The following is a 25882-nucleotide window of genomic DNA, read 5'->3' as shown; positions in this document are numbered from 1 at the left end:
TCACCCTCAATCGGCCCCGCGTGCCACCGCACGTCTATGCGCTCGATATAACCGTAAAAAGCAATGCGCTTCGGATTCTGCCTGAGTGCCCGCATGTACTCGCGCGCCGCATCGTCGTCTTCGATGTCGAGCAGCACGCGTACGGTGCCGTTGGACAGGTTTGTCGCCGAGCCGCGCAGGCCCATTATTCGGCCGTACTGGCCGCAATAATAGCGGCACGCCACCCCCTGCACCCTTCCACTGAGTATGAGTTCGCGGGGCATAATGGGAACGTCCTCCGCGCGGATTGATCGGACATCGCGATGTCCGGCGACAGTGAAGGCCTTCCCTCGTGAAAATTCAATCATTAAAACCGTGCCGTCCCGCGCTCAGTCGAACGACACGTCATCGAGCGGTTCGAGCCGGGGCTCGCTCGCCTGACGAAGCACCACGTTCTTCCGCATCTCCTCGACCGGTTCCGGATAATCGGTGTTGTAGTGGAGCCCGCGGCTTTCCAGACGTGTCATGGCGCTGCGAATGATGAGCCTGGCCACGGTTGCCAGATTGCGCAGCTCCGCCATCTGGGGATGGATGGTTGTCCGCCGGTAATAATCCTTTATCTCCTCATCGAGGAGATGTATGCGTCGCCACGCGCGCTGGAGGCGCAGGTTCGAGCGCACGATGCCGACATAGTCCCACATGAGGCGTTTTACGTCCTCCACGTTGTGCTGGATGAGAATCCAATCCTCCAGATCGAACGTCCCCTCCTTGTTCCAGTGCGGAAACTCGGGCCTCTCTATCGACTGCAGCCGCCCGCCGAGCGAATGTTCGATATGCGCAAACGAACTGTGCGAGAACACCACTCCCTCCAGGAGCGAGTTACTTGCGAGGCGGTTGGCACCGTGCACGCCGGTGCAGGCCGACTCGCCCGAGACATAAAGGCGTCTTATTGAGGTGCGCCCCTTGAGATCCGACACAATGCCGCCGCAGAGATAGTGCGCGGCGGGCACCACGGGGATGGGCTGCAAGGCCATGTCGATGCCGCGTTTCAGACAATTGGAATAAATGTGGGGGAATCGATGCATCAGGAAGTCGCTCTCCTTGAACGAGATATCCAGGTACACGCAGCGCTCGCCCGTTTTCTTGAGCTCCATATCGATGGCCCGCGCGACGATATCTCGCGGCGCGAGATCCCTGAGCGGGTGCACGTGCTCCATGAACCGCTCTCCGCGCGCGTTCAACAGCACCGCCCCCTCCCCGCGCACGGCCTCGCTGATGAGAAAACTCCTTCCCTGCTGGTTTTCGACGTACAGCGTGGTGGGATGGAACTGCATGAATTCCATGTCGGCGATAAGCGCCCCGGCCCGGTATGCCATGGCGATCCCGTCGCCCGTGGCGATCTCGGGGTTGGTGGTATGCTGGTACACCTGGCCCGCGCCTCCGGATGCAAGTATGGTAACGGCGGCATTGAAAACATGCACGTCGCCGGTCGAATTTTCTATGATATAGGCGCCGTAGCAGCTGACGCCGTCAATCGGCTCGCGCTGCAGCTGGTGCTCGGTGAGGAGATCGACGGCCGTGTGGTCCTCGAACACCGTTATGCGCGGGTTCTCGGCGATTCTCTCGAGCAGGGCCATCTCGATTTCCCGGCCCGTGAGGTCCGTGGCATGGACAATCCGGTTCCGCGAATGCCCGCCCTCCCGTCCCAGGTCGAGGACCTCGCTCCCCGAGCTGTCGCGCACGGTGGAAAAACGCGTCCCCCATTCCATGAGCTCGCGGACCCGGTCGGGACCATTCGACACCAGGATTTCGACCGCCCTGCGGTTGCAGAGCCCGGCGCCCGCTTTCAGGGTGTCTTCCACGTGTTCGTCGAAGGTGTCGCCGGGGGCGATAACGGATGCGATTCCACCCTGCGCGTAGTTGGTGTTCGAATCGAAGTTTTTCTTTTTTGTGACGATGTGCACGGTGCCCAGCGCCGACGCCTTGATGGCGAAGGTGAGGCCGGCTATTCCGCTGCCGATCACCAGGAAGTCGGAATAATAGCGTTTTGAATTCATGGTTCCATCATCCCCTGCGCGCGAGCGCCTCGAAATTTCCGAACACACGTTCGACGATGCCCGCGAGGGGCTCGCCGCGCAGGTCTGCGAAAAACTCGTACGTATGTATAACGAGCCCGGGGCTGTTGCGTCTGCCCCTGTAGAGAACCGGCGCGAGAAACGGAGCGTCGGTCTCCAGGAGCACGCGATCCAGCGGCACATAGCGCGCGGCGTCGTGCAGGTCGGTAGCGTTTTTATACGTTAGGTTACCGGCGAATGAGATATAAAATCCAAGGTCGAGAACGCGCCGGGCCGCCGCGCTGCCGCCGGAGAAACAGTGCATCACGCCGGTCGGAAGGGCCGCGGCGGCGAGTGCGTCGATCGTTTCGTCCATGGCGTCGCGGGAATGCACGATGAGCGGAAGGCCCAGGCTTGCGGCCAGATCAGCCTGGTATTCGAACGAGCGCATCTGATCCCCGCACGGCTGGCGCATTCGGTAGAAGTCGAGGCCCGTCTCGCCTATGCCGAAGAGGAGGTCGGCCTCGGGCGAGTCGATCACCGAGCGCACGAAGTCCGAAAGGTGGATGAGGTCGTTGTTGTCAGCGCGGGAGGACGGATGAATGCCCAGCGTGAAGAGTACGCCCGAGTCGCGGTTGTCCCTCGCGAAATCGCGCGACCACGCGAAACCGGAAGGTTCGATCGACACCTGCACGGCGCGGCGTACGCCGCTCTTCGCCATGTCATGGACGAGCGAGGCGGTGTCGACCCCTTCTTCGGCGCAGAGATCGAAGTGCGCGTGCGAATCGACGTAGTTCATGACCGTCTCCCTGAATGCATCGCGCTCAGAATAGGCTCCACGGGGATTTTTGTCAACAGACTTCACGGCATTTCCGCTCCCGGACGGGCGCCTCGAGGCCGTTTGTGCTTGACCATCGCAACGGCAGTATTGTATGAACTATCTTACCGTGTGGAATCACCGCCCGAGGACATTCGATGCCCGAGACAAAGTGCGTATTCTGCGAAATCATCGCCGGCCGTTCGCCGGCCCGTATCGTTCGCGAGAACTAAATCTCCATGGCGATACTCGACATACATCCCTGCACGAAAGGGCATTGCCCGGTTATCCCGAAGCGGCATGTGCCGTGGCGGCACGAGTCCCCGCGGCCGAGACGCAGAGCCTCTTCGAGCCGGCGCGCGAGGTGGGCTCGAAAATGATGAAGGCTCTGAAGCCCGAATTCGTATGCATTTACGCGCGCGGTCGACGCATCCCGCACACTCACATCTTCCTGGCCCACGCCTTCGCCGGCGACGTACTGGACCGTTTCTTCAACGCTCTTGAGAAGCTCCGGGAGTCACCGGAGGAACTGGCCCGGTTGAAAAGCGCGAAATCGATGGATGAAGCGGCGCGATTGCTGAAGGAGGAATGAGATGAAGCCCACGAAAGTGAAAAAACCCGCTCCCGGACCGGTCCGTATTCTGGCGATGGCCGACATTCACGGAAACAGGAGCATGATCGAGCGCGCCGGCAACGACATTCGGCACGCCGACCTCGTGATCGTCGCCGGTGATATTACTCACACCGGGCGCACGGCCGAGGCCCGCGAGGTGATCGCGCTGATCGAGTCATTCAACCGTAACATTCTCGCGGTCCACGGCAACTGGGACGAGCCGGCGGTCGGGGATTTTTTACGGGAGAAAGGCATCGGTATTCACGCCGACGGACGGATCATCGGCGGAATCGGGTTTTTCGGGCTGGGCGGCTCATCACCCACGCCGATTCCCACACGGACGATTTACCGCGAACCGGAAATACTCGAAATGCTGCGCAAAGGCGTCGCGGCGGCGGCAAACGTATCGGTCAGGGTGCTCGTATCCCATGCCCCACCACGCGGCCTGCGCGACATGACGTTTCTCTATCTTCGCGGCGGCAGTAAAAGCGTGAGGAGCTTTATAGAACAGAACCGGGTCGACCTGTGTGTCTGCGGCCACATCCATGAGGCGGGCGGTGTCGAGCGCTTCGGCGACTCCATCATCGTCAATACGGGTGCTTTCAAGAAAGGAAGCTACGCGAATATTGAGATAGCGCGCGACGGCGGAATATCGTGCACGATGGAGAAGGTCGGGGGTTGAACGATTCGGGATGCGGCCCCATTTGTTAATCACGGGCGCGACATTGTCGCTACTCCCGCAGGCCGGATTTTACCGGTCGCATGGCTACGTTAACCGTAATTTTACAGCCGTATCTATCACAGCATCCCGCGGGTCTTTTCAGTCCTTCATCACCGCGCAGGCAACCCTGTTTCGGCCCGCCTGCTTGGCGCGGTAGAGCGCGGCATCGGCCCGTCTGAAAAATGAATCGGAATTCTCCTCCGCGCCGAGCCCGGCGACGCCGAAACTCACGGTGATGCGGCCCGTAGTTTGGAAATTGTGTTTCTGTATCATCCCGCGGAGCTTCTCGGCCATGGCGCCACCGCTTTTACAGTCGCTCTCGACCGCGATCACCACGAACTCCTCGCCGCCCACGCGGCACAGGAAATCGCTGTCACGGATCTGTTCCGACACGATATGCACCACCTCCCTGAGCACGTAATCTCCCGCCTTGTGTCCGTGGGTATCGTTGACCGTTTTAAAGTTATCGATATCGAACAACAGGAGAGAGAGCGGTGAACCGTAGCGCCGGCTCCGCTTCACCTCGCGCTCCAGGGCTATGGTGTAGGAGTAGCGGTTGAGCGCGCCCGTAAGCTGGTCGTGGTGCGCGGCGAATTCGAGCCGCTGGCGCACGTAGCTTCGGACAAGGTCGATGATGATGAGCACGGCGATTGCGTTGAGGACGATCAGTATAAAGACATATTCGAGCACATTGAGCTTGGCCTCGGACGCGTACTGTGTCGTGTAGACGAGGCGGTTGGACGCGGCCCAGCACTGTTCGGCAAGGGCAAGCACGCGCTCCCGGTTTCTGTCATTGTTGGAAGCGCGGAACGCCGAAATCTGGCCCTTCAGCAGGCTCCATGTCGCCTTCAGTTCCTGGAGCTCCTTGAAAAACCGCTCTTCGAACATTTTGATCTCGAACCCGTGATCGCGGTTCTCGAAACTTGCAATAAGCGCATCGACCTGGCCGATGACGGCTTCGACGCGCCGGCCGGCAAGCTCGTGGTTGCACGCGCGCTGGATCGAGCCGCGCATGATGCCTGCATAGTTGATGATGCGAGCGTCGTTCTGCAGCCTGCTTACCTCGCGCAAGAGGAAGGCTCCGTTGGAGAGGATAAGCACGAGGAGTATAACGGCCACGAAGAGGAGCTGGCGCGACTTGGTGAACGCGCTTTTCATCGGCCGGCGGCCCGGCACACGCTGAATTCCATGCTATCTACCCTATTCCGTGTATCGGGAAAACCTGTTTGCGGATGTAGTCGACCACCTCTTCGGCATGTTTTCGGCATTCGTCCTTTTCGGCGCCCTTCGCGGTAAACGGCTCGTCGTCGAGGCTTCCCGCGTGCGCCTCGGGCCCGTACATCATCCCCCCCACCACGCCGGCATAGTGGTCGCTCGGCGTGATACCGCAGAAGGCGGCCCACGCCAGCGCCCAGAGCGCGGAGGTCTTGTAGACGTTGTAGCCCCCGCCACCGGTCGCCATGATTCTGGGCGACAGCTCGTTGATGATCCGGATTACGCGCTTGTACCCGTTTGACGTCAGGCGAAGATGGGCGAGCGGGTCTTCGCGATGCACGTCTCCGCCGATCTGGGCGAAGACGATGTCCGGCTTGAACGCCTTTACCAGCGGCGGTACGACTGATTCGAACGCCTCCAAGTACACCTCGTCGTCGGTCCCCTTCAGGAGCGGGATGTTGACGTTGTAGCCGGTGCCGGCGTCAACGCCGATCTCATTCTGGAAGCCGCTCCACGGATAGAGCGTTATACCCGATTCGTGGATTGAAATCTTGAGCACACGGTCGTCCTTGTAAAACAGGTCCTGCACGCCGTTGCCGTGGTGAACGTCTATATCGATATAGGCGACACGCCGTCCTTTCCTGATAAGGTCCATAATAGCGATACCGATATCGTTGACGTAGCAGAAGCCGCCGGCGTGGTTTTTCCCCGCATGATGAAAACCGCCGATGGGATTGAACACGAAGCGCGCCTCGCCGGCATCGAGCATCTGGGCTCCCTGCCATGTGCCCCCCGAGGTGATGAGCGAAAAGCGGTACATCCCCGGGAAAATGGGATTATCGCCGGTGCCGAGTCCCGCCTCGAGCATCTCGAGCGAAAATTCTCCCTCGTCGGCCCGCTTTAAGAGGTCGATGTAATACCGGGTATGGGCGAGAAGGAGCAGGCTCTCGTCGAGCGGCCGGGGGCTTATCACCTTCTGATTTTCCTCGAAGATGAGGTTATGCCGTTTGAGGAGGTCCATAAGCTGTTTCCCCCTCCCCGGCTTGAAGGGATGATTGGGATCGTATTCGACATGGGAGATCTCGTCGGAGTACATCAAGATATTATGCATTGGAATATCCTAATATAAGCGTATCTATCGCTCTCAGTGTACGCCCGGTCATTTATTTTTTCAAGCTTTCTTTCCTTGAAGTGCACGGTCCTGATCGGGAAGGGTATCTCGATCCCCCCGGCGGCGTATCGCCCGTGTATACACTTGATGAACTCGTGTCGCAGCTTGTACTGTTCTACAGACTCGCACGCGCGTAAAATGACATTGAATCCGATCGCCGGGTCGTTGAAACCGGCAAAGCGCGCCATCGGCTCGAACTCCGCGACCGCCCCGGGAATCTCGCGCCGGATTTAACCGGCCACCTCAAACGTCACGCGCTCAACGAGCTCGAGGTCGCTGTCGTAGGCCACGCCGACGGGCGCCAGAACCGAGAGCTCCGCCCGGAGCATGCGGTAGTTCGTGACGACGGCTTTGGCGAGCGTCGAGTTCGGGATGATGACGTGGTTGTTGCCCATCCCACTGATTGTCGTATTCCGCCAGCTTATATCGACGACGTATCCCCGCCTCCGCCTTCAAGCAATATCAGAAAACGATCACACTCGCGCCTCGACCCGCTCGCGCACGCCGTTCACTTTCTTGCGGTATTCCATCTTGTTGAGCGCGTCGACGAACGAAAAGATACCGGCCACCGAGATGTCGATGTTGACGCCGCTTCCCGTAACCTTGAGCGTTTTACCCTCGTACTCCTCGGCGACCTTCACCGTCACCTCGCAGAGCGCGTCGGAGCCGCCCGTGATCGCCACGAGGTTGAACGACTCGATGCGCGCGCCGGTGCCTGTGATCTTCCTGACCGCGTTGATGCCCGCGTCCACGCCGCCGTTCCCGGCGGCCACGTCGAACACTTCGGCGCCCTCGTTCTCGCGATCCTTGATCGTAACGAGCGTCATCGGCGGCGAGAACATGCCCGTCGATATCTGCACGTTCGTTACCTTGAAGCGCCCCTTCTCCTTGTAGACGGTCTCGCCGATGAGCACCTCGAGGTCCTCGTCGAATATCTGCTTCTTGGCGTCGGCAAGCGCCTTGAAATATTTAAAGAAGCGCTCCAGCTCCTCGCCGGCCAGGTCGTAACCGAGGGACTTCAGCCGCGCGATGACCGCGTGGCGTCCCGAGTGCTTGCCCAGCACGATGTTCGACCGGCCGATACCCACGTCCTCGGGGTTCATGATCTCGTAAGTCATGGCGTTCTTGAGCATGCCGTCCTGGTGTATCCCCGACTCGTGGGCGAATGCGTTGGCGCCGACGATCGCCTTGTTCGGCTGAACGGAAACGCCCGTTATGTGCGTCAGGAGTTTCGAGGTCGCCATGATCTGCTTTGTGTTGATGCCCGTAATCACGTTAAAGATGTTAGAGCGGGTCTTCACCGCCATCACTATTTCCTCGAGCGAAGTGTTCCCCGCGCGCTCGCCGATTCCGTTGACGGTGCACTCGACCTGGCGCGCGCCGGCCTGGATGGCGGCGAGGGCGTTCGCGGCGGCGAGCCCGAGGTCGTTATGGCAGTGCACCGAGATGACGGCGCGGTGGATGTTCTTTACGCGCTCGAACAAAAATGCGATAAGATCGTGAAACTCCGACGGGATTGAATATCCGACCGTGTCGGGGATGTTCACCGTGGCGGCGCCCGCCTCAATCACCGCCTCGACCATCCGCGCAAGGTATTCCCGGTCACTGCGCGTGGCGTCCATCGGCGAAAACTCAACGTTCGAGGTGTACGAGCACGCCCGCTTTACCGAGGCAACCGCCTGTTCCATCACCTGTTCGCGCGTTTTCTTGAGCTGGTACTCGATGTGAATATCGGAGCTTGAAATGAAGGTATGGATGCGCGGGTTCTCCGCCTCCTTGAGCGCCTCCCAGGCCGTGTCGATGTCGTCGAAGCTGGCCCGCGCGAGCCCCGCCACCTGTGCGCCCCTTGCGCGTCCGGCGATGCGCCGTACCGCGTCGAAGTCCCCCTGGGACGAACGGGGGAAGCCCGCCTCGATGACATCGACACCCAGCTTGACGAGCTGGTCGGCGAAGTGGAGCTTTTCGTCCATGTTCATGCTGAATCCCGGCGACTGCTCGCCGTCGCGAAGTGTCGTATCAAAAATGATTATCCTGTTGTCATGCATTGTAGTTTCTCCTGTTGTAATGTCGGTTATCCGTCCGGCACTTCATCATTCACAATTCCTTAGACTTCGCGGGATATGCATCCCCTTCACCTCCAGCGTCCTGAAAATAAAAAAGCCGCCATGGTGGTTTCCATGACGGCCTTTGACTGGCACAATGTAGTTCTTCTACATCACGAAACGCACCACGCGCTCTCCCTGTGGTTTAATAGTAGGGCCAGTAGAAGAATGGAGCTGTTTCGCGCGGTTGTCATCGTTTTCGCCCTTGTGGTATCCAACTAAGCACACCGCCCGTGCGGTGTCAATAATATTTACGACACGAAGCCCATTAATAATCAAAACTAATTATGAATTCATCGAATGCCTGGTCTATTTAAATATTTACAAATAAAAGTATTTCCCTTTTTATCCGAGACGCCTCAACGGAAATGAACACAATTATTCAATATGATCAACAAAACATATCGTTAGATTTTAAAATTTATAAACTTTCTGAAAATAATATTGCTTGACGATAATATATGTGGTATTATTATTACCACATGGTAATGTAGATACCACATCAATAAAGTTTACTAAAAAATCTAAAGGAGGGTCAGGTATGGCATTCGGAGAATTTATAAAGGATCGGAGAAATGAGCTTGGTCTTTCCTTACGAGAATTCTGCAAACAACTGGATGAGGACGCCAGCAACTGGAGTAAAGTCGAAAGAGGCATTCTTTCTCCACCTCAGGATGAGGGAAAACTGAGGAGAATAGCGAAGTTGCTGAATATTGGCATGAATTCGGAAGAGTGGAACATGTTGACGGACTATGCAAAAATCGACGCTGGTAAAATTCCCGATTATCTTATGTCTGATCAGGATGTACTTAAAGCTTTACCAGTTTTCTTTAGGACCATTGGAAGCGTAAAACCGACACCTGAAGAGCTTGCAAAGCTTATCGAAATAATAAGAAAGGAGGGGAAATGACTGTAGATTCTTTCAAGTGCAATTTTGTTCCCCGGGAGGAGATATGGGGAATCGTTGAGGAATTTCGCAAGCAGCATTGGCCAACTGGAATTTTGCCAGTAGATATAGAACAGATAATCGAAGTCGAATTAAAAATGAATATTATTCCAGAACATTACATCAGACAGTATGCAAAAATCGACGCGTTTATTCGGAGTGATTTTGCGGGTATAATTGTCGATCATGAACAATATATGGATCCAATGGGTCGATATGAGAAAAGATTGAGATTCTCCTTCGCACATGAAATTGGACATTATATCTTACATCGCTCAATATACGAAGAACTTCACTTTGAATCTCCAAGGGAGTATGCTGACTTTATATTAAACATGCCGGAATCCGAACACCGCAAATTCGAGTGGCAAGCAAACGAATTCGCCGGACGACTATTAGTGCCTAAAAACCATCTTCAAGAAGAAATATGGAAAATATACATCAAGCTAGAAGAGAACTCATTATTGGAAATACTTGCAAAAGAACCCGAGCAGGTGCTTGAAAGTGTGGCACCAACCTTGGCGAAACCATTTCTGGTTTCAGACGATGTAATAGTGAAACGTGTCGAAAGAGAGAACCTATGGCCTCCTAAAAGTGTATAGGAATCCAAGCACAAAGATACTCTTTGCTAAACTCTTATAAAAATATTTCGCCGGTAAATAACCACCGCAACAGCACCCCACAGGAAGAGGTATACCATCGCGTACGCAAGCGACGCGGTGTACGGCTCCATCCATGAAGCGAAGATCATGGTGAAGATAACCGTCTTCAGAGAGAGCGCCTTTCCATCGGCCCCGGCAACGGTGATAGCGACCAGAGTTTTCGCCACGAGTGACGAAAGCACATACACGGCCAGGGCGTTCGATCCGAGCGCGACAAAAGGAATCGCCGGGCGCAGCCACCGTTTGACATCCATCACCCAGAAACACATTAGCAGAAAGTAGAGCGCAAAGCCCGCGGTGAAGACGGCGAAGGCCGGCGTCCAGAGGTTCTTGTTGATGGGCAGCAATTCGTTCATCACCAGGCCTGCAACAATCATCCCGTTCGCCGCGGCGAAAAGACCGCGGAAGCAATTTTGCTGGATGCGCTCCTTTTTCATCCACGCCCCCGTAAGCATGCCGAAAAGCGCCGTGGCGGCCGCGGAAAGTGTGCCGAGCAGGCCCTCCGGGTCGAAGCCCGGGGCGGGAGCGTGCCGATAGGTGTGGCCCGCGAACAGGCGGCTGTCGACGTACCAGGCGGCGTTCCCCTCGGGTTCGAGCACTCCGGGGCCATACCCGGGAACGGGCGCAAACGCGAGTACGGCCCAGTGCGCGGCCATGAGCGCGAGGGCGGCGACGCACCACAGCGCGGGCCGCCGCGAGGCGAGGAATACGAGCGAACCCATAAGATAGCAGAGCGCGAGACGCTGTAAAACGCCGGGAATGCGGACAGCGGCGAAATCGCACCCGGGCAGAATGTTCAGGAGAAATCCGAGAACAAGCAGGATGACGGTCCTCTGCAATACCGAACATGCAACGCGCCGGTGGGACTCGCCTTTTTCCAGCCGCCGTCCCAGCGCAAGGGGAATCGCCGCGCCCATGATAAACACAAAAAAGGGAAATACAAGATCGGCCATGGTCCAGCCGTGCCAGCGGGCGTGCCGGAGCGGCCCGAACACGTGGCCCCAGTCCCCGGCGTTGTTAACGAGAATCATTGCGGCAATGGTGAGGCCGCGAAAGGTGTCGAGCGAGAGGAGCCGGTTTGCCGGCGCGGCGTATTTCGTTAAACCCGTATTCATTCGTTTTTAGTGATGTCGGCTATCCGAAGATGGCGATTCGAGTCGTCTTTTTGCGGGAATCGTCGCCTTCGATGCGAAAATGTCATCAACTTTTTGTCGGGACAAAATGACCCGACCGATTATCCATTGACAGAATCGCCGCGCGCTGGTAGCCGTTCATCATGGAAGAGTTCTTCAAAAACCTGCTCATGGCCTTCATTCCCGTCTTCGTGGCAGTGGACGCCATCGGCACGCTTCCCATCTATATCTCCCTCACGGAAAAGATGGAACGTGAGGAGAAGCGACGCGTGCTTTTCGAGTCGCTGCTGACCGCTCTCTGTCTGGCGGTGGGGTTCATCTTCCTCGGCAAGCTCATCTTCCGCTTCCTCGGCATCACCGTGGGCGACTTCATGGTGGCGGGCGGAGTAGTGCTCTTCTGTATCGCGATTCTCGACATACTCGGCTCCCAGGGCGACCGGAAAATCTCGCAAAAGCAACTCGGCGTGGTGCCGCTGGGTACGCCGCTTCTGGCGGGCCCGGCGCTTCTGGCCACATCGCTGCTTATCATCGAAGAGTACGGAATCATCCCCACCCTGATATCGGTGACGCTCAACATCCTCATCGCGGGCGCCATCTTCTCCCTCTCTTCTCGTATCGGCCGCATTCTCGGCGAGGCCGGGTCGAAAGCCCTGTCCAAGATCACCAGCCTCTTCCTCGCGGCGATCGCAGTCATGATCGTCCGCAAGGGGCTCGTTTTGCTCCTCGCCGGCCAGTAAGCGAACGGTGCCACGGTATGATTACACACTCTTTACATCGGGGGTTGAAACGTGGCGGTCATTGAGCGCGGGACCGTAAGAAAATCGCTTCGCTTCTCCTTCATGGACGGCATTTTCGCAAGCGGCATGATCGGTCTGACGCAGGAGTATTTCACGCCGCTCCTCCTCTTTCTGGGCGGGACCGTGCGCGAGGTGGGGGTGCTGGTCTCGCTTCCAAACCTGGTCGCCTCGCTCGCCCAGATGAAGACGATCGACTTCATCCGGACATTCCGCACGCGCAAGCGCGTTATCACCACCTTCGTGCTGATACAGGCCATTTCGCTGTTCGCGGTCGCGGCGACAGGCGCACTCGGTGCGCTGACGACAGAGCTCCTCATCCTTCTCACGGTGCTCTTCACCGCCTCGGGTGCGATCGCGCTTCCCGCATGGGGGAGCCTCATGTCCGACCTCATCCCGGTGCGCAAACGCGGCGCCTATTTCGGCTGGCGAAACAGCGTGCTCGGCGTCATCATCGTCTGCGCTTCGCTTGCGGCGGGCCTGGTGCTGCACGGCATGCCCGAGGAGCGCCTGGGCTTCGGTTTCGTTGCGGTCTTCACAATCGCATTCGTCTTCAGGCTGCTGTCGTGGGCCTACCTGCGCCGCATGTACGACCCGCCCGTGCGACACAGCCCGGCCCGGAAGGTCGCGCTGAAGAGTTTCATCGGCAGGCTCAAGTCGAGCGATTTCGCCCGCTTCGTTATTTTCGTTTCGCTCCTCAACTTTTCGGTGAACATCGCCGCGCCGTTCTTCACCGTGCTCATGCTCCGGGACCTCGGCTTCAGCTATTTCGAATTCTCCGTGGTGCTGGTGACGGCGACGCTCGTGATGTACCTGATGATGCGACGATGGGGGAGACTCGCCGACTCGATAGGGAACGTGCGCGTGATGCAGTTCACCGCCCCGATCATCTCCATCATCCCCCTGCTCTGGCTCATCGATCGTCACCCGGTTTTCCTGGTCGGCGCGCAGATCGTGTCAGGCTTCGCGTGGGCGGGATTCAACCTCAGCGCCTCAAATTTCATATACGACGCGGTGGCCCCGGACAAGCGCGTGCGGTACATTTCGTACTTCAATGTGCTCAACGGCGTTATGCTGAGCGCGGGCGCGCTCCTCGGCGGCTTTCTTGCGACGCAGGTTCCGCCGATCATGGGGTACAGAATCCTCACGATCCTCGTCATCTCGTCCGTCTTGCGCATTATCGTTACCGCCCTGTTTTCCTTCAGGCTTCGGGAAGTCCGAAGCGTGGTGTCCATTAAGAGCAACGATCTTTTTTTCAGCATGCTCGGCATCCGCCCATTCCTGGGGGTCGAGCGGCGGACAATCCATATCCGCAACAACTAAGACCATCTTTATAATTTCTTGACGCGCACCGGCCTTCGTGGAAGTATCAGTGCGTCTGTCCCCGAACACCCGTGAGGAGCGGGGAAGATGTCGCCGCGAGGATAGCGCTTACCCGGGACGGGTAAAGATGTTCTTCGGCCCTCCCCGCGACAGGCAAGGTCGTGTGCGGAGACCATCATGCCCGCCGGCAAGGATAATTTCCGCCCGGAATCCCTGGGGGGCGGGGATATACTCCCCGTCGCGAAAAAGGAGAAGCTCGAGCTTGGAGTCTTCATGCAGGCCATCGAGAAGCACGGCAGTGGTTCGGTGGAGATACCGCCGATACTCAAGGCTCGATCGGGCTCCGGCGGCCCCCCGGAACGGGAACTCTACGAGCGCTTCAAAAGCGACGGCATCCATCTCATCCTCACCCGGCTTCCCGACCCAACGGCCAGGCCGGGTTATTTCGGCGAAATGGATTTAAAAAAGATAGTGCAATTCGATCACTTTTTGTTAGTCTGGGCGCGGATGCATTCAATGCCCTTAATAATCCAACACCGGGAGGTATCCCATGCGACACACCCTGTTACTGTCGGCTTCCCTGTCCGTGGCGGCCCTCATCCTTGCGGCCTGTGCGCCTCAAGAAGAAGAGGCCTCGCGCGGCCCCGTTAAGACCATCGCTATCGTTGAACTGCTCCAGGAGAGCAATTCCTTCTCGCGGGTGCCGACCACCGAGGCCATGTTCCGCTCGACAAGCCTGCTGCGCGGCGCCGACATCATCCCCTTCAGTAAAAAAGAAAAGCTCGAGCTTGGCGGATGCATAGCGGCAATCGAAAAGCTCGGCCGCGGGGAATTCGCAATAGCCCCGGTGCTCAAGGCCCGTTCAATGTCGGGCGGACCGCTGGAGCGCGCCCTTTACGAAAGGTTAAAGAATGAGATCGTGAGCGGTCTCAAAAAGCTGGACCGGCTCGACGGCATCTACCTTTCCCTGCACGGCGCGATGGGCGTCCAGGGCATGCGCGATCCCGAGGGCGATCTCCTCGCCGCAATCCGCAGCGAGGTGAGCACGACGGTTCCGATCGGTGCAACCTTCGATCTTCATGCCAACCTCACGCAGAGGCGCATGAAGCTGGCGACCTTTGTTATCGGCTACCGCACCAATCCGCACCGCGACCACTACGACATCGGATACAGCGCCGGCGAAATCCTCGTAAAGACGCTCCGGGGCGAGGTGAAGCCGGTAATGGCCTGGCGCAAGATGCGCCTTCTTAAAGGGGGAGGGATGAACATCGATTTCCTCGCGCCAATGCGGTCCATCTTCAAGGCGATGCGAAAAATGGAAAAAGATCCGCGCGTCCTTTGCGTCTCCAATTTTCCGGTGCACATATGGCTGGACGATCCCGAGCTCGGCTGGAGCACGGTCGCGGTGACCGACGGCGACCTCGCGCTCGCGGAAAAGCTCGCCGATACGATCGCCGACATGAACTGGGAGGTGCGCGACGCTTCGCATCCGCGCGGAAGCACCCCGCAGGAGGCCATCGCCATCGCCCGTTCGAAGAACATCGCCCGGATGTTCGGCACGGTCGTCTTCTGCGACGCCTCCGACGCCGTGGGCACCGGCACCCCCGGCGAGAACACCTGGATTCTCAAGAGCCTGGTCGAGGAGGCGCCCGACCTTGTATCGTATGTGCCCGTTCGCGACGGCGAGGCCGCATCGCGCGCTTACGCGAAGGAGCTGAACGAAAGCATAAGCGTCTCGGTGGGTGGAAAGCTTGATAAAATCTACAACCGCCCGTTCGTCTTTACCGGAATCCTCATCCATAAAAGCGAGGGCAGGCTCGGCAAAACGGTAATCCTGCGCGACCGGGGAGTGCACCTCATCCTGACCGAGCAGCCCGATTCGACGCCCCGGCCCTCGTATTTCACCGACCTGGGACTCTCCCTCTGGAAGGCGGACGTCGTGGTGGTGAAGAACCTCTTCCCCTTCCGTTTTTTTTACCTTCTATATAACAGGAAGACCGTCAACGTCATGACACCGGGGCTCTCGAATGTCGATGTATTCTCCCTGGACTATCGCTTAATTCCGCGGCCAATATACCCGCTGGATAAAATCGGCGCCTGGCGGTAACGTTTGAGGCGTTTTTTCCGCGGTCGGCGGCCGCCGGTCGCGGAAAAAAAATGAAGACCCGTACAAACGGAGATAAACTGTAGCCATCCTCCGGACGCATCCGCCCCCGAGTGGCCCTCCACGTCCAGTCAGTTATGGCGTTCAAAGCGGAAATAGTGCTTGACCGCGGCATCCGGCGGCAATTTTCTTAGCCACCTGAAAGGAAAATATCATGGAAATACGCAACGTCGCCATCATCGCCCACGTCGACCACGGTAAAACCACGCTCGTCGACAAGCTCCTGATGCAGTGCAGGGTCTTCCGCGAAAACCAGGAGGTGCGCGAGTGCTTCCTGGACTCGAACGACCTGGAGCGCGAGCGCGGCATTACCATCTTCGCGAAGAACATCTCCATCCCGTACCGGGGGGCCAAGATCAATCTCATCGACACCCCCGGGCACGCCGATTTCGGCGGCGAGGTCGAACGCGTTTTAAAGATGGCCGACGGCGTTCTTCTGCTAGTGGACGCTTTCGAGGGAGCCATGCCACAGACGCGCTTCGTTTTACAGAAGGCGTTCGCGCTTAAACTGACGCCCATCGTCGTCATCAACAAGATGGACAGGCCGAACAGACGGCCGTCGGAAGTACTTGATGAGGTCTACGACCTTTTCATCGATCTCGACGCGCACGACGAACAGCTGGACTTTCCGGTGCTGTACGCCTCGGGAAGGGAGGGATGGGTTTCCGCAATGCCCGACGCCCCCGGCACCGACCTCGCGCCGCTTCTCGACACCATACTCGAGCGCATTCCCGCTCCACGGCGGCAGGAAGGCCCCCTGCAGATGCAGGTAACCACCATCGGTTACTCCGACTACGTGGGGCGCATCGCGATCGGCCGGGTATTCCGCGGCACGATCTCCCAGAACGGCCAGGTGGTCCTCCTTGGGCGCGACGGCGCCCGGAAGAAATCGACGGTGCGCGAGCTCTATACATTCGAGGGACTGGAGCGCTTGCGCGCCGAGCGCGTCGACTGCGGCGACATCTGCGCAATCGTGGGCCTCGAGAACGTCGAGATCGGTGACACCGTCGCCGACGACGAAAATCCCGAACCGCTTCCGATCATCGCGGTCGACGAGCCCACAATGAGCATGATCTTCCTCGTCAACAACTCGCCCTTCTTCGGCGAAGAGGGGAAATACGTCACCGGCAGGCATCTTCGCGAACGGCTGCTAAGGGAAACCGAGAGCAACGTGGCTCTTCGGGTCGAGGAGTCCATCGCCGTCGGGGGCTTCAAGGTCTTCGGAAGGGGCATACTGCATCTTTCCATCCTCATCGAAAACATGCGCCGCGAGGGATACGAGTTCCAGGTGGGACAGCCACGGGTCATTTTTAGGGAAATCAACGGCCGCAAGGCCGAACCGATCGAGATATTGATTATTGACGTTCCCGCCGAAAGCGCCGGCAGGGTGATCGAGGCGGTAAGCAAAAAGCGCGGCGAGATGAAGCGCATGGATACGATGGGGGCGCGGCAGCGCCTCGAGTTCCACATCCCCTCGCGGGGACTCATAGGTCTGCGAACCCGCCTGCTCAACCTGAGCGCCGGAGAAGCGGTCATGCACCACCGCTTCTACCAGTACGAATATTTCAAGGGATCGATCCCGCACCGTTCCAACGGCGTGCTCATCTCGATGCAGGCCGGCGAGGCGGTCGCCTACGCGCTCGACAGCCTGCAGTCGCGGGGGCGGTTCTTCATCGCGCCGGGCGAGCGCGTCTACGAGGGGCAGGTGGTCGGCGAGAACAACAAGGAAGGCGATATCGTCGTCAACGTGCAGAAGACGAAAAAGCTGACCAACATGCGCGCCGCCGGCAGCGACGACGCCATGCGCCTCACTCCGCCCATCAGATTTTCACTTGAAGAGGCGTTGGAATTCATCAACGTCGACGAGCTGGTTGAGATAACACCCGCGTCGATGCGCATACGCAAAGCCATCCTCGACGAGAACAAACGGAAGAAGGACGGCAAGCGCGATGCCGCGATCAGCGCAGCGGGCTGCTGAACGCCGCCGTGTTGCCGGCGGAATCGGAGCATCTGAGAAAAACATGGTGATAGGCGCCGTCGAATGCCGTCCGCGGCAGGACGATTTCGACCAAGCGCCGATCATTGTCGTACGCACATGGCAATGACTCGCCGTCGACCATGCATTCCAGGGAAGACTCGTCCAAACGCGAAAGACCGTCATATACCTGCAGACGAAGCAGGCTGTACGGCCCCTCCCCGGCCAGGAACTCGTGCGTGGGAGGCAGGCTGACGACCGGCGGCACGGTATCGCGTATCAGCGCGAAGTACCCGCCCGCCGCGCTCCGACCGAGGTACTCCCCCCTTGAAACGTTATACGATGTAGGAATCGGCCGGGGCGGTCTTCCCTCGAAAAACTGGTAAATCATGATATCCCGGCCGCGCGGTCCCTTCATGGCGATCTCGACCGGTGCCGCGTACTGAAGGTCAAAAGGCTGGAGCGCGCACACGGCGATGAGATCGGCTTCCTTTACGGCCCCGAGCCCGGCAATGTCGCGCACGGCGTCCGGGGCCGCCGCCTCGAGTCCCAGCAGCGCGTCGGAGCGCAGGGAGTCACTCCTCAGGCGAACCGAGAAAGCGCCGCTTGCGTCGGCAAGCTGGGCCACAGCACCCCTGCGAAACTTGACGCGCCCGGCTGACTCGACAGGACGACCGTTTCCCCGTATGACAAGCTCCAGGACACTGGAATTCCCCGCGAAGTCGCTCACCACGACACGAACGCGTTTCGGATGCCGACCGGGCACAATATAGCCTTCGCCCTCGGCGCCGATGCCGCTGAACCTGTTTCCCGCACGTTTGCAGAGAAAATAGGTATAGGTCGCCGACCCGTCGATGGTCGACTTGGAAATATCATAGATCATGTGGCCATACTGCAGATCGGAATAACGGACCTCGTCGAAGATCACGGTAAATATGGTTTTGTCGTTTTCGAAAACGGCGATCCGGTGGATGGCGACGCTGTTTCGCGAATTGACCCGGTCATAGCAGGCGAGCTTGAGGAACACGCGCGAACCTGGCGCGCACGAAACGTCGGGCTCCACGGGCGCATACCCACGCCACCCGCGGCGGACCCGGATCGCCCGCTCGGCCACGGTGCTGCCCTCTTCCTCAACGCATATATACAGGCGGTCGATTACGGGCGGCTCCGTATCGCGCACCGCATGGAATTTGAGAGGATTGATATACCGGTCCCCGGCACGGAGCTCGTAATGAAGATGAGGCGGTCCGCTGCCGGTCTCGCCCGTATAGGCAACAATCTGTCCCCTGTCGAACACCGGCCCGGTCTTTTTAAAACGGAAGTCTATTTCGTCGGAATTATACATAAGCTTTACGATCCCGATGAAGGTATTGAGCCGGGCCGCCCCTTCGCCGAACGAGTCCAGGTGCCCGAACACCGATTCAATCCCGCCGTGCGAGAGAAACAGCGCATTCCCGTACCCGCTCCGTTTTGCGAGCACCCTGTTCACCGTGCCGTGAGCAGGGGCGTACACGGGGTGCCCGTTGAGCCCGCGCGTCTTGATATCCACGCCGGTGTGCAGGGACCGGCCGCGCACCTCCCCCAACGTCGCGGAGAGCTGTTCGAGCCCGCCAAGCGGCCAGGAAAATTTTTCCGTCGAACCCAAGGCGAGGGCAAGACCGCACGCGGTCACCACGACAAACGCGTACAAAAAAAACGCCGTCCTGCCCGAAAGTCCGCCGCCGCGAAAAATACTCATGCTGCCATCCTCCCCGCATCTGTGGCGCCGACGGAGCCAGTATCCGGCGCCCCGGACAGGATGAGGGCTGCACCGGTATATTCAAGCAAAAATGACCCGGCGTCGAATGAGTACTTGACTTCAGCCCGTTTTCGAACACAATGAAAGCTCTTCCGAAAACCATGCCGACAATCGGATTCACCGGGCACGATGCATCGGAATAAAACGGCACAATATACAGGAGGATGGGATGGCACGAAAAACGGCGCTTGTGGCCGGGGCGACCGGCCTGATCGGAGGGCATGTGCTGCGGCTGCTGCTCGAGAACGATCACTATGCCGCGGTGAAGGCGCTGACGCGCCGATCGACCGGCGTGTCCCATGCGAAGCTCGCCGAGCATATCGTCGATTTCGACGATGCGAACACGCTCGCGCCGCATGCCGCCGCCGATGATGTGTTCTGCTGCCTGGGAACCACGATAAAAAAGGCAGGGACGAAGGAAGCGTTTTATACCGTCGATTTCACCTATCCCCTCTCCCTGGCGAAAGTCTGCGCCGCCTCGGGTGCCGGCCAGTTTCTCATCGTCACCGCGCTGGGGGCGGACCCCCGCTCCCCGGTTTTCTATAACCGGGTGAAGGGGGAAGTGGAGGCGGCGTTGCGCGAAACGGCCTTCAGGGCAGTGCACATATTCCGCCCGTCGCTGCTATTGGGAGAGAGAAAGGAAAAGCGCCCCGCGGAGGAGATCGCCGGAGTCCTCTCGCGGGCGCTCGCCCCGCTGATGGCGGGACCCCTGGCCAAATATCGTCCCATAGAAGCGAGGCACGTGGCGCGCGCAATGGTGGCCATCGCCACCGGAGACCGGCCGACGGGAATTTACGAATCACACATTATACGGCGGATTGCGGGAGGGGCGGCATAGACCCCCCTCGCCCGATTACAGTGCGCGCGTCATTTCGCGAAGCAATCCCTCGCCCATCTGAAGATATTCGAGGAGCTTTTTCGACGTTACCTTGCCCTTGCCGGCAATGATGATCTTCGTCGCCATGTTGTATTTGCGCCGCATATGCTGGATGGTCGCGATACTGCATTTAAAACGTTTCGCGAGTTCCCAATCGCGGGTGATGTATTTCCCGTTCTTGCCCTTGGCGTTGAGCTCGATGAACTTCTGTATTCTTTTCTCGGTCCATTCCACGCTCTCGCCAGTGCTGTAATCATGTTCATGAAGCCGCTGCAGCACCCGCTCCGCTCCGCCTTCGCCCTTGCGCGCTTTCCAGTAGGGGTGCCGGTTGCGGGCGTATTCGATGTCGGATGACTGGTAGCCGGTTTTCCCGAGCCACAGACGGGCGACGAACGCCTTTCTGCCCCTGGGTATGTCCACTTTAAGAGAGCGATCGATGAAATCGTCCGGAGTCTTCGAACTGAAAAGCTTCAATTCTTCTTTTGACAAATCCGGCTTCATAGAAACCTCCACACAGGCTTTGTATTTGTTTAGTAATTAGTTTGTACGGCCTGTATCGGACCTGTATCATAACATTCGAACACCGGGATTCCCAGTACAACGATCGCGGGAAATCTCCTTATTCTCCATTTATGAAACAGGCCATTTGCCGTTAAAAACGGTTTATCGCATATCTCTCCCGCATATCCCCGCCGCAGCAGGCCTATGCGACCGTATACGTATAACACCATATTTGACGGCATGCTCCATGCGACAATTACGGCAATTCCATAATTGGGATAATTTACAACATGCCCGTATAAATGTCCAGACGGAAAAATAATGAATTTCAAATTACCGTCGCCCGCAATACCTTTTCTTTTATTAATTTGAATTATTCGGCCCCGAAGATTATACTTCCGGAACACCACCGGTTGTGGTCCGTCCTGGAGAGTGTTCCGGCGCACTCCCGGAAGGACTTCGCGGAAATAAGATCGTTCGAGGCGGCGGGATGCAGATCAAAAACAGCGATTACAGGAGCATTATTGAAACCGGATTCAAAGAGGCGCCTTTCATCAACCTCATCGGCGTGCGTCTCACCGACTGCGGCCCCGGATGGTGCGAAACGGAGCTTTCGGTGGCGTCGCATCATCTTCAGCAGAACGGGTATGTCCACGCCGGGGTGCTGACGACGATCGCCGACCACAGCTCCGGCGGGGCGGCGTCGACCATTATCGGGGCCGACGAGTATGTCATCACCCTCGAGTTCAAGCTGAACCTGCTCCGCGCGGCGAGCGGAGAAAAACTGCGATGCAGGTCGCAGGTGCTTCGCGCGGGGGGCTCGTTTACCGTGGTGGAATCGGAAGTCTATTCCATAAACCAGGACAGGGCGACCCTTTCCGCCAAGGGCATTTTTACCATGGCGGTACTCCAAAAATAGTAATCCCGGCGCCCCGGTCGAATTCCAACCGGCAGGTATACCCTCTCTGAACAGAATAGTCGCACGGACCGGCCGTGTATCAGCCGCAATCAACTAAATCGGTATCGCTTTTCGATCAATTGCATGGATTTCACCCCGGGGGACCAGGCAGTTGCATGGCAGCCGCTAAATGAAGCGCGAAATGTCTATTCCCCGCTGTGCGGCCTTGCGCCGGCACCAGTCCATTTCATCGTCGGGAGGCGTCGTCATTTCGGCATCTTCCTTGCGGACGATACCGATCGCCCCCGCCGGGCACGCCGAGGCGCACAGGCCGCAGCAGGTGCAGAGAAAGACGTGGCCGTCGCCGACGTTCCCGGTCATGTGCCAGGCCGTTCTCCTCCGCTTTTCGCACGATATCGCAGGCCCCGTCCTTGCTGATGACGCGCCCGCCCTCGGTTTCCGAGAGCGCCATGCAGACTTCCTGCAGCTTGTCGCAGCCCCTCCCGATCAGGCGAATCAAAAGAGCGTCAATTATTTTATTGGATCGAAAAACCGGCCCGCGCGACTTATCTGATCTCGTCCCAGGCGAGCTCGGCCACCGCAACCTCGCCGGAGGTGATGCTCGCCACCCAGGGCCATCCGGCCGTCGTGATGTACCATTTATCTCCCGCCTGAACGTATTCCGGCGCATGGGCGCGGAGCCCGGCGACGAGGGAGGAGGGATTCCGGAGTCCCCGATAAACGCCGAATGAGTACGGATTGTGGCTCTGCATCACCAGCGTGTCGTTATACGATTCTTTCTCCGGCCAGATCTTGAGGGTTAGCAGGAGCGGGTTCCAGAAGAACGAGCCGTTGTTATAGGTAAACGAAAGGTAGTAGCGGTCCCGGAAGCGGACGACGAACGGGGACTCCGTGGAGGCCTGCGCCCCTGCGAGCTCGGCGCCATACGCCATGGACAGCGCCGGGCGAATATACTGCCAGTGCCTCAGGTCGAAGGACTGGTATATGTCGATCGACGAGTAGTAGCCGTCGCGCGCAGTCGCGTACATCAGCCACTGCCCGTCGGCCGCCTTGATTATCATGGGATCGCGAAACTGCGGATTGTACGGGAGAAATGACAGATCCGACTCGTCCTTCCATGTGCGGCCGTCATCGCTTACGGCGCAGTATGCCCGGTGCGGCGAATACCACATGTAGAACCGATCCTCACGAATGACGTGCGGCGCCCATGCGAGACGCCCGTAATCGGCGACGGGGTTTTCCTCTTTCATCATCTCCCCCGGGGGCGGAGGGAAGGCGCGCGACGATCCGTGCGCGAAATATTTTTCCCTGGAGTAATCCCCGTCGCCAAAGGCGGTAATACCGACCAGTCGCCATGTGCCGTCGCGGTCCCGGAATATGCTGTGGTCGTTTACGTAGTCTCCGCTTTTTTGCGGCCTGAAGATCGGGCGCCACGGCGAGGAAATCCGCGGCGCGTGCACCGGACCCGCAACAGCCGAGCTTGAAACCAGCGAGACGGTCCTGTCGAACGCGGCGGTGTCCGACAGGACACGGAAGGTGTATCTCTTTCCGGGTGCGGCGTTTTCAACCAGGTAGCTCCCGTAGCGGGTTTCTCCAAGCGGGGTTTCCGCCCCGTCATCGAGCCTGTATACCCGGTAACGCTCTTTTTCGGGATGCGCGATCCACCCGAGGTGTATCCAGCCCGGGCCGTGCGCGGTTTTCACGCCGAATTTTTTCTGAAGCGCCGGAACCTTCCCGCGTGGTATCGAGGAATATAAATCGGTTTTCGCCGGCAGGTCGATAATCATGCGCACCGCCGTCTCCAGGATAAAGAAAAGCGCGAGGGCTCCCACCAACAGGGAAAGAATGAGCTTATGATACGACCGGCGACCGGATGTTTTCATATACACTCTCCCCGCGTTTTCGGATGGTCATGGTTCAACATAGCCCAGGTTCCGGGATTGTAAAGCATTATTGGCCTCACCGCCGGGCCGGCGGCCGCCCGGTGCGCGACGCGCACCATCTGTCAATCGGAAATGACTTCGCTCCGCTTTGGCGTCGAGGGAGCGGCGGCAAAACGCAGCACGGCGGAGATTGCGCCGGACTTTCGCGAAAAAACCAGCGCGCCTATCGCGCACAGGATTCCCCCGGTCATAATGGTTGCGGGCGCGCCCACGCGGTCGGCGACCGCCCCCGCGAGGAGATTCCCGAACGGGGCGAAACCCATCATGGCCATCGAGAAGAAGCTCATCACCCTGCCCCGCTTGTCGTCGTCGACGATTGACTGAAGCACCGTGTTGCAGGACGCCATCGCGGAGATCATGCCGAAACCGGCGAGGAAAAAGAGCGGAAGCGCCGGGACTACCGAGCGCACGAATGAAACCGCGACAAGAGAGAGGCCGAACAACAGCGTGGAGCGACCGATAAACTCCCCGAGGCCGGCCGGGCTCCTGCGCGTGGCGAGCATGAGCGCGCCGGTAAAGGCACCCATACCCGCCGCCCCCATGAGGAAGCCGAGGGTTTCCGGTCCGCCGCCAAGTACAACCGATGTAAATACCGGCATGAGTATGATATACGGCAGCCCCACGAAACTGATGAGCGCCATGAGAAGCAGGATCGAGCGGATCGGGACCGATCGCGCCACGTATTCAAAGCCTTCGTTCAGGCGCTCGAACACCGATCGGCCGCCGTCGTCGCGCCGGCCGGGAACAATCCGCATGGCCAGGAGCGCGGCGATGACCGCGAGAAAGCTCGCCGCGTTGATAAGAAAGCACAGACCCTCTCCCGTGATCGCTATCACGACCCCCGCGATGGACGGGCCGATCATGCGCGTGCCGTTGAAGAGCGCGGAGTTGAGCGCGATCGCGTTGGCGAGCCCCTCCCTGTCCCCCACAAGCTCAATGATGAAAGACTGGCGGACCGGCATTTCGGTCGCGTTCACAATGCCGAGCATGAGGCTGAGGACCGCCAGGTGCCAGACGGCAACCAGGCCGGAGAGCGTGATGAAGGCCAGCGCGGCCGCCTGAATCATGGCGAGGGTCTGCATGATGATCAGTATACGATGGCGGCTTAACCGGTCGGCGAGCACACCGGCGAAGGGCGTAACGAGAAGATGCGCAATCTGCCCCGAAAAGCTCACCACGCCAAGCAGCAGCGCCGAGCCGGTGAGGCGGTAGACCAGCCAGCTCACAGCGATTTGCTGCATCCAGGCCCCGGTGAGCGACACGGCCTGGCCCGCGAAGTACAGCCGGTAATTGCGGTGCCTGAAGGCGCGCAGGGTATCTCGCAGGCGTTCGACGAACGGTCCGGAGGGAAGCGCGGTCGATTGCATTCCGTTGTTTCGCATGTATCCGTGTACCGGAATACGGCATATACGGCCCGGCCTTTATTTTCCAATCATTAATATGCAAACCACAGCCGGGGCTGTCGGCAGGCCTGCACTCCGCGCCGGAAATGCCGGATGGACCCCATGCAAGGTCGATCCCCGGTTTGGAGGGTGCAGCCGCCATAATCAAAAAAATGCACCCCCTGGAATAAATAGGCGCATGTAAAAATATAATTTAGTATTATATAATATATAATTGACTATTAAAATATATATTTATGGCATTGCCATCAGAACCTGACAGGCGGTCCGTCCGTGGTGGGAAATCCGTCCATTTGATCCTCGCGCAACAGGAGCGGCGAGCTGACGGGCGTGGAAAATAATAATGCACGGGGGAGGATGTCTTTACGGGAAAAGTCTGGTATAAATGGTATGATTCACAGGTTCCGCATTCGATCTATTATCCACCCACACCGCTTAAAGATTTTTTGTATCTATTCAGCACACGCAGGCATAAAAGGCCTGTTTTCAAAGAGACCCTGCAATGCATCGAGGACATTTTCGTTATGTTTCTTCGCTGTTGATATATAGCCTCGTATCCGGGCGAAAAACATACCGCCCTCAATGCTTCTGAAGCAACCTGAAATTTTCTGTTGCACCTTCACCATTCTCAGATCCCTCTCGGCTTGGTTGTTATCGAACGGTATTGAAAAGTCTCGAACGAATCCAAGAATGCCGACTTTATAATCCCTCAGGCGCTCAAGAAGATTTCGCGGTTTTGATTTTTTCTTCCTGCCCCGCCGGGGAGGACCTT

The 25882-nt window shown here is 58.3% G+C and carries 25 protein-coding genes and 1 pseudogene; 12 read left to right on the top strand and 14 right to left on the bottom strand.

Annotated elements, in window-relative coordinates; genetic code table 11:
- From VLM75_05890 to VLM75_05880, 3 genes are all read right to left on the bottom strand, one after another.
- On the bottom strand, window positions 1-263 hold a 263-nt coding region (locus VLM75_05890), incomplete at its 3' end, for an acylphosphatase (GenBank protein HSV96452.1).
- 105 nt (window positions 264-368) lie between these two features.
- Window positions 369-2036, bottom strand: coding sequence for an L-aspartate oxidase (gene nadB / locus VLM75_05885; protein ID HSV96451.1), 1668 nt, complete (start codon window positions 2034-2036; stop codon window positions 369-371).
- Between the two features lie 7 nt (window positions 2037-2043).
- Complete coding sequence (locus tag VLM75_05880) at window positions 2044-2832, bottom strand: TatD family hydrolase (GenBank protein HSV96450.1); 789 nt, start codon at window positions 2830-2832, stop codon at window positions 2044-2046.
- Between the two features lie 325 nt (window positions 2833-3157).
- Here VLM75_05880 and VLM75_05875 point away from each other — a divergent pair, with 325 nt between their 5' ends.
- Both VLM75_05875 and VLM75_05870 read left to right on the top strand, forming a co-directional pair.
- Window positions 3158-3442: a hypothetical protein gene (locus VLM75_05875; GenBank protein HSV96449.1), complete on the top strand. Its 285-nt coding sequence runs from the start codon at window positions 3158-3160 to the stop codon at window positions 3440-3442.
- Between the two features lies 1 nt (window position 3443).
- Entirely contained in the window at window positions 3444-4145 is a 702-nt protein-coding gene (locus VLM75_05870; GenBank protein ID HSV96448.1) for a metallophosphoesterase, read from the top strand.
- A gap of 138 nt (window positions 4146-4283) precedes the next feature.
- Here the strand turns inward: VLM75_05870 and VLM75_05865 are convergent, their stop codons facing one another.
- The 4 genes and pseudogenes from VLM75_05865 to VLM75_05850 form a co-directional block, all read right to left on the bottom strand.
- Window positions 4284-5342: a GGDEF domain-containing protein gene (locus tag VLM75_05865; protein ID HSV96447.1), complete on the bottom strand. Its 1059-nt coding sequence runs from the start codon at window positions 5340-5342 to the stop codon at window positions 4284-4286.
- A 37-nt stretch (window positions 5343-5379) separates the two neighbouring features.
- Window positions 5380-6510, bottom strand: a complete 1131-nt coding sequence (locus VLM75_05860; GenBank protein ID HSV96446.1) for an acetoin utilization protein AcuC — start codon at window positions 6508-6510, stop codon at window positions 5380-5382.
- Between the two features lie 290 nt (window positions 6511-6800).
- Window positions 6801-7001 (bottom strand): annotated as a pseudogene (locus VLM75_05855) (mechanosensitive ion channel domain-containing protein).
- A gap of 42 nt (window positions 7002-7043) precedes the next feature.
- Complete coding sequence (locus VLM75_05850; GenBank protein ID HSV96445.1) at window positions 7044-8615, bottom strand: 2-isopropylmalate synthase; 1572 nt, start codon at window positions 8613-8615, stop codon at window positions 7044-7046.
- Window positions 8616-8747: 132 nt separating this feature from the next.
- Between VLM75_05850 and VLM75_05845 the strand changes: the two genes are divergently transcribed.
- The 3 genes from VLM75_05845 to VLM75_05835 all read left to right on the top strand — a co-directional run bounded on the left by VLM75_05845 (window position 8748) and on the right by VLM75_05835 (window position 10220).
- Window positions 8748-8894: a hypothetical protein gene (locus VLM75_05845; protein ID HSV96444.1), complete on the top strand. Its 147-nt coding sequence runs from the start codon at window positions 8748-8750 to the stop codon at window positions 8892-8894.
- Window positions 8895-9213: 319 nt separating this feature from the next.
- Window positions 9214-9582, top strand: coding sequence for a helix-turn-helix transcriptional regulator (locus tag VLM75_05840; protein HSV96443.1), 369 nt, complete (start codon window positions 9214-9216; stop codon window positions 9580-9582).
- Window positions 9579-10220: an ImmA/IrrE family metallo-endopeptidase gene (locus VLM75_05835; GenBank protein HSV96442.1), complete on the top strand. Its 642-nt coding sequence runs from the start codon at window positions 9579-9581 to the stop codon at window positions 10218-10220. Before VLM75_05840 ends, VLM75_05835 begins: the two co-directional genes overlap by 4 nt.
- A 26-nt stretch (window positions 10221-10246) precedes the next feature.
- Here the strand turns inward: VLM75_05835 and VLM75_05830 are convergent, their stop codons facing one another.
- Window positions 10247-11395 (bottom strand): DUF5009 domain-containing protein, encoded by a 1149-nt coding sequence (locus VLM75_05830; GenBank protein ID HSV96441.1) that lies wholly within the window; start codon window positions 11393-11395, stop codon window positions 10247-10249.
- 161 nt (window positions 11396-11556) lie between these two features.
- Between VLM75_05830 and VLM75_05825 the strand changes: the two genes are divergently transcribed.
- The 5 genes from VLM75_05825 to typA all read left to right on the top strand — a co-directional run bounded on the left by VLM75_05825 (window position 11557) and on the right by typA (window position 17672).
- Window positions 11557-12150 carry a MarC family protein gene (locus VLM75_05825; GenBank protein ID HSV96440.1) on the top strand — a complete coding sequence of 198 codons (594 nt, stop codon included), beginning with the start codon at window positions 11557-11559 and terminating at the stop codon, window positions 12148-12150.
- Window positions 12151-12201: 51 nt separating this feature from the next.
- Entirely contained in the window at window positions 12202-13530 is a 1329-nt protein-coding gene (locus VLM75_05820; protein ID HSV96439.1) for an MFS transporter, read from the top strand.
- A 177-nt stretch (window positions 13531-13707) separates the two neighbouring features.
- On the top strand, window positions 13708-14181 hold the full coding sequence (locus VLM75_05815; GenBank protein ID HSV96438.1) for a hypothetical protein: 474 nt from the start codon (window positions 13708-13710) through the stop codon (window positions 14179-14181).
- On the top strand, window positions 14081-15637 hold the full coding sequence (locus VLM75_05810; protein HSV96437.1) for a M81 family metallopeptidase: 1557 nt from the start codon (window positions 14081-14083) through the stop codon (window positions 15635-15637). The genes VLM75_05815 and VLM75_05810 overlap by 101 nt, the downstream gene beginning before the upstream one ends.
- 208 nt (window positions 15638-15845) lie before the next feature.
- Complete coding sequence (gene typA, locus VLM75_05805; GenBank protein ID HSV96436.1) at window positions 15846-17672, top strand: translational GTPase TypA; 1827 nt, start codon at window positions 15846-15848, stop codon at window positions 17670-17672.
- Here the strand turns inward: typA and VLM75_05800 are convergent.
- The gene (locus VLM75_05800; GenBank protein ID HSV96435.1) at window positions 17653-19407 is read right to left on the bottom strand and encodes a M23 family metallopeptidase; all 1755 of its coding nucleotides are present in this window, start codon (window positions 19405-19407) and stop codon (window positions 17653-17655) included. The genes typA and VLM75_05800 overlap by 20 nt on opposite strands.
- Window positions 19408-19636: 229 nt before the next feature.
- Between VLM75_05800 and VLM75_05795 the strand changes: the two genes are divergently transcribed.
- Window positions 19637-20305 (top strand): NAD-dependent epimerase/dehydratase family protein, encoded by a 669-nt coding sequence (locus tag VLM75_05795; protein ID HSV96434.1) that lies wholly within the window; start codon window positions 19637-19639, stop codon window positions 20303-20305.
- Window positions 20306-20320: 15 nt separating this feature from the next.
- Here VLM75_05795 and VLM75_05790 read toward each other — a convergent pair whose 3' ends face one another.
- Window positions 20321-20845: a hypothetical protein gene (locus tag VLM75_05790; protein HSV96433.1), complete on the bottom strand. Its 525-nt coding sequence runs from the start codon at window positions 20843-20845 to the stop codon at window positions 20321-20323.
- 490 nt (window positions 20846-21335) lie between these two features.
- Here VLM75_05790 and VLM75_05785 point away from each other — a divergent pair, with 490 nt between their 5' ends.
- Complete coding sequence (locus VLM75_05785) at window positions 21336-21764, top strand: PaaI family thioesterase (protein ID HSV96432.1); 429 nt, start codon at window positions 21336-21338, stop codon at window positions 21762-21764.
- Window positions 21765-21929: 165 nt separating this feature from the next.
- Here VLM75_05785 and VLM75_05780 read toward each other — a convergent pair whose 3' ends face one another.
- The 4 genes from VLM75_05780 to VLM75_05765 all read right to left on the bottom strand — a co-directional run.
- Window positions 21930-22124: a hypothetical protein gene (locus VLM75_05780; GenBank protein HSV96431.1), complete on the bottom strand. Its 195-nt coding sequence runs from the start codon at window positions 22122-22124 to the stop codon at window positions 21930-21932.
- A gap of 185 nt (window positions 22125-22309) precedes the next feature.
- The gene (locus VLM75_05775) at window positions 22310-23647 is read right to left on the bottom strand and encodes a hypothetical protein (protein ID HSV96430.1); all 1338 of its coding nucleotides are present in this window, start codon (window positions 23645-23647) and stop codon (window positions 22310-22312) included.
- A gap of 122 nt (window positions 23648-23769) precedes the next feature.
- A complete protein-coding gene (locus VLM75_05770; protein HSV96429.1) occupies window positions 23770-25074 on the bottom strand; it encodes an MFS transporter in 1305 nt (434 codons plus the stop codon).
- A 488-nt stretch (window positions 25075-25562) separates the two neighbouring features.
- Window positions 25563-25882 (bottom strand): transposase (locus VLM75_05765; GenBank protein HSV96428.1); only part of this gene is annotated, 320 nt, incomplete at its 5' end.

This window comes from Spirochaetota bacterium, from assembly GCA_035477215.1.
In the GTDB taxonomy this organism is placed as follows: domain Bacteria; phylum Spirochaetota; class UBA4802; order UBA4802; family UBA5368; genus MVZN01.
The sequence above is the reverse complement of the archived record's forward strand: the minus strand, read 5'-3'. Positions and strand labels throughout refer to the sequence as shown.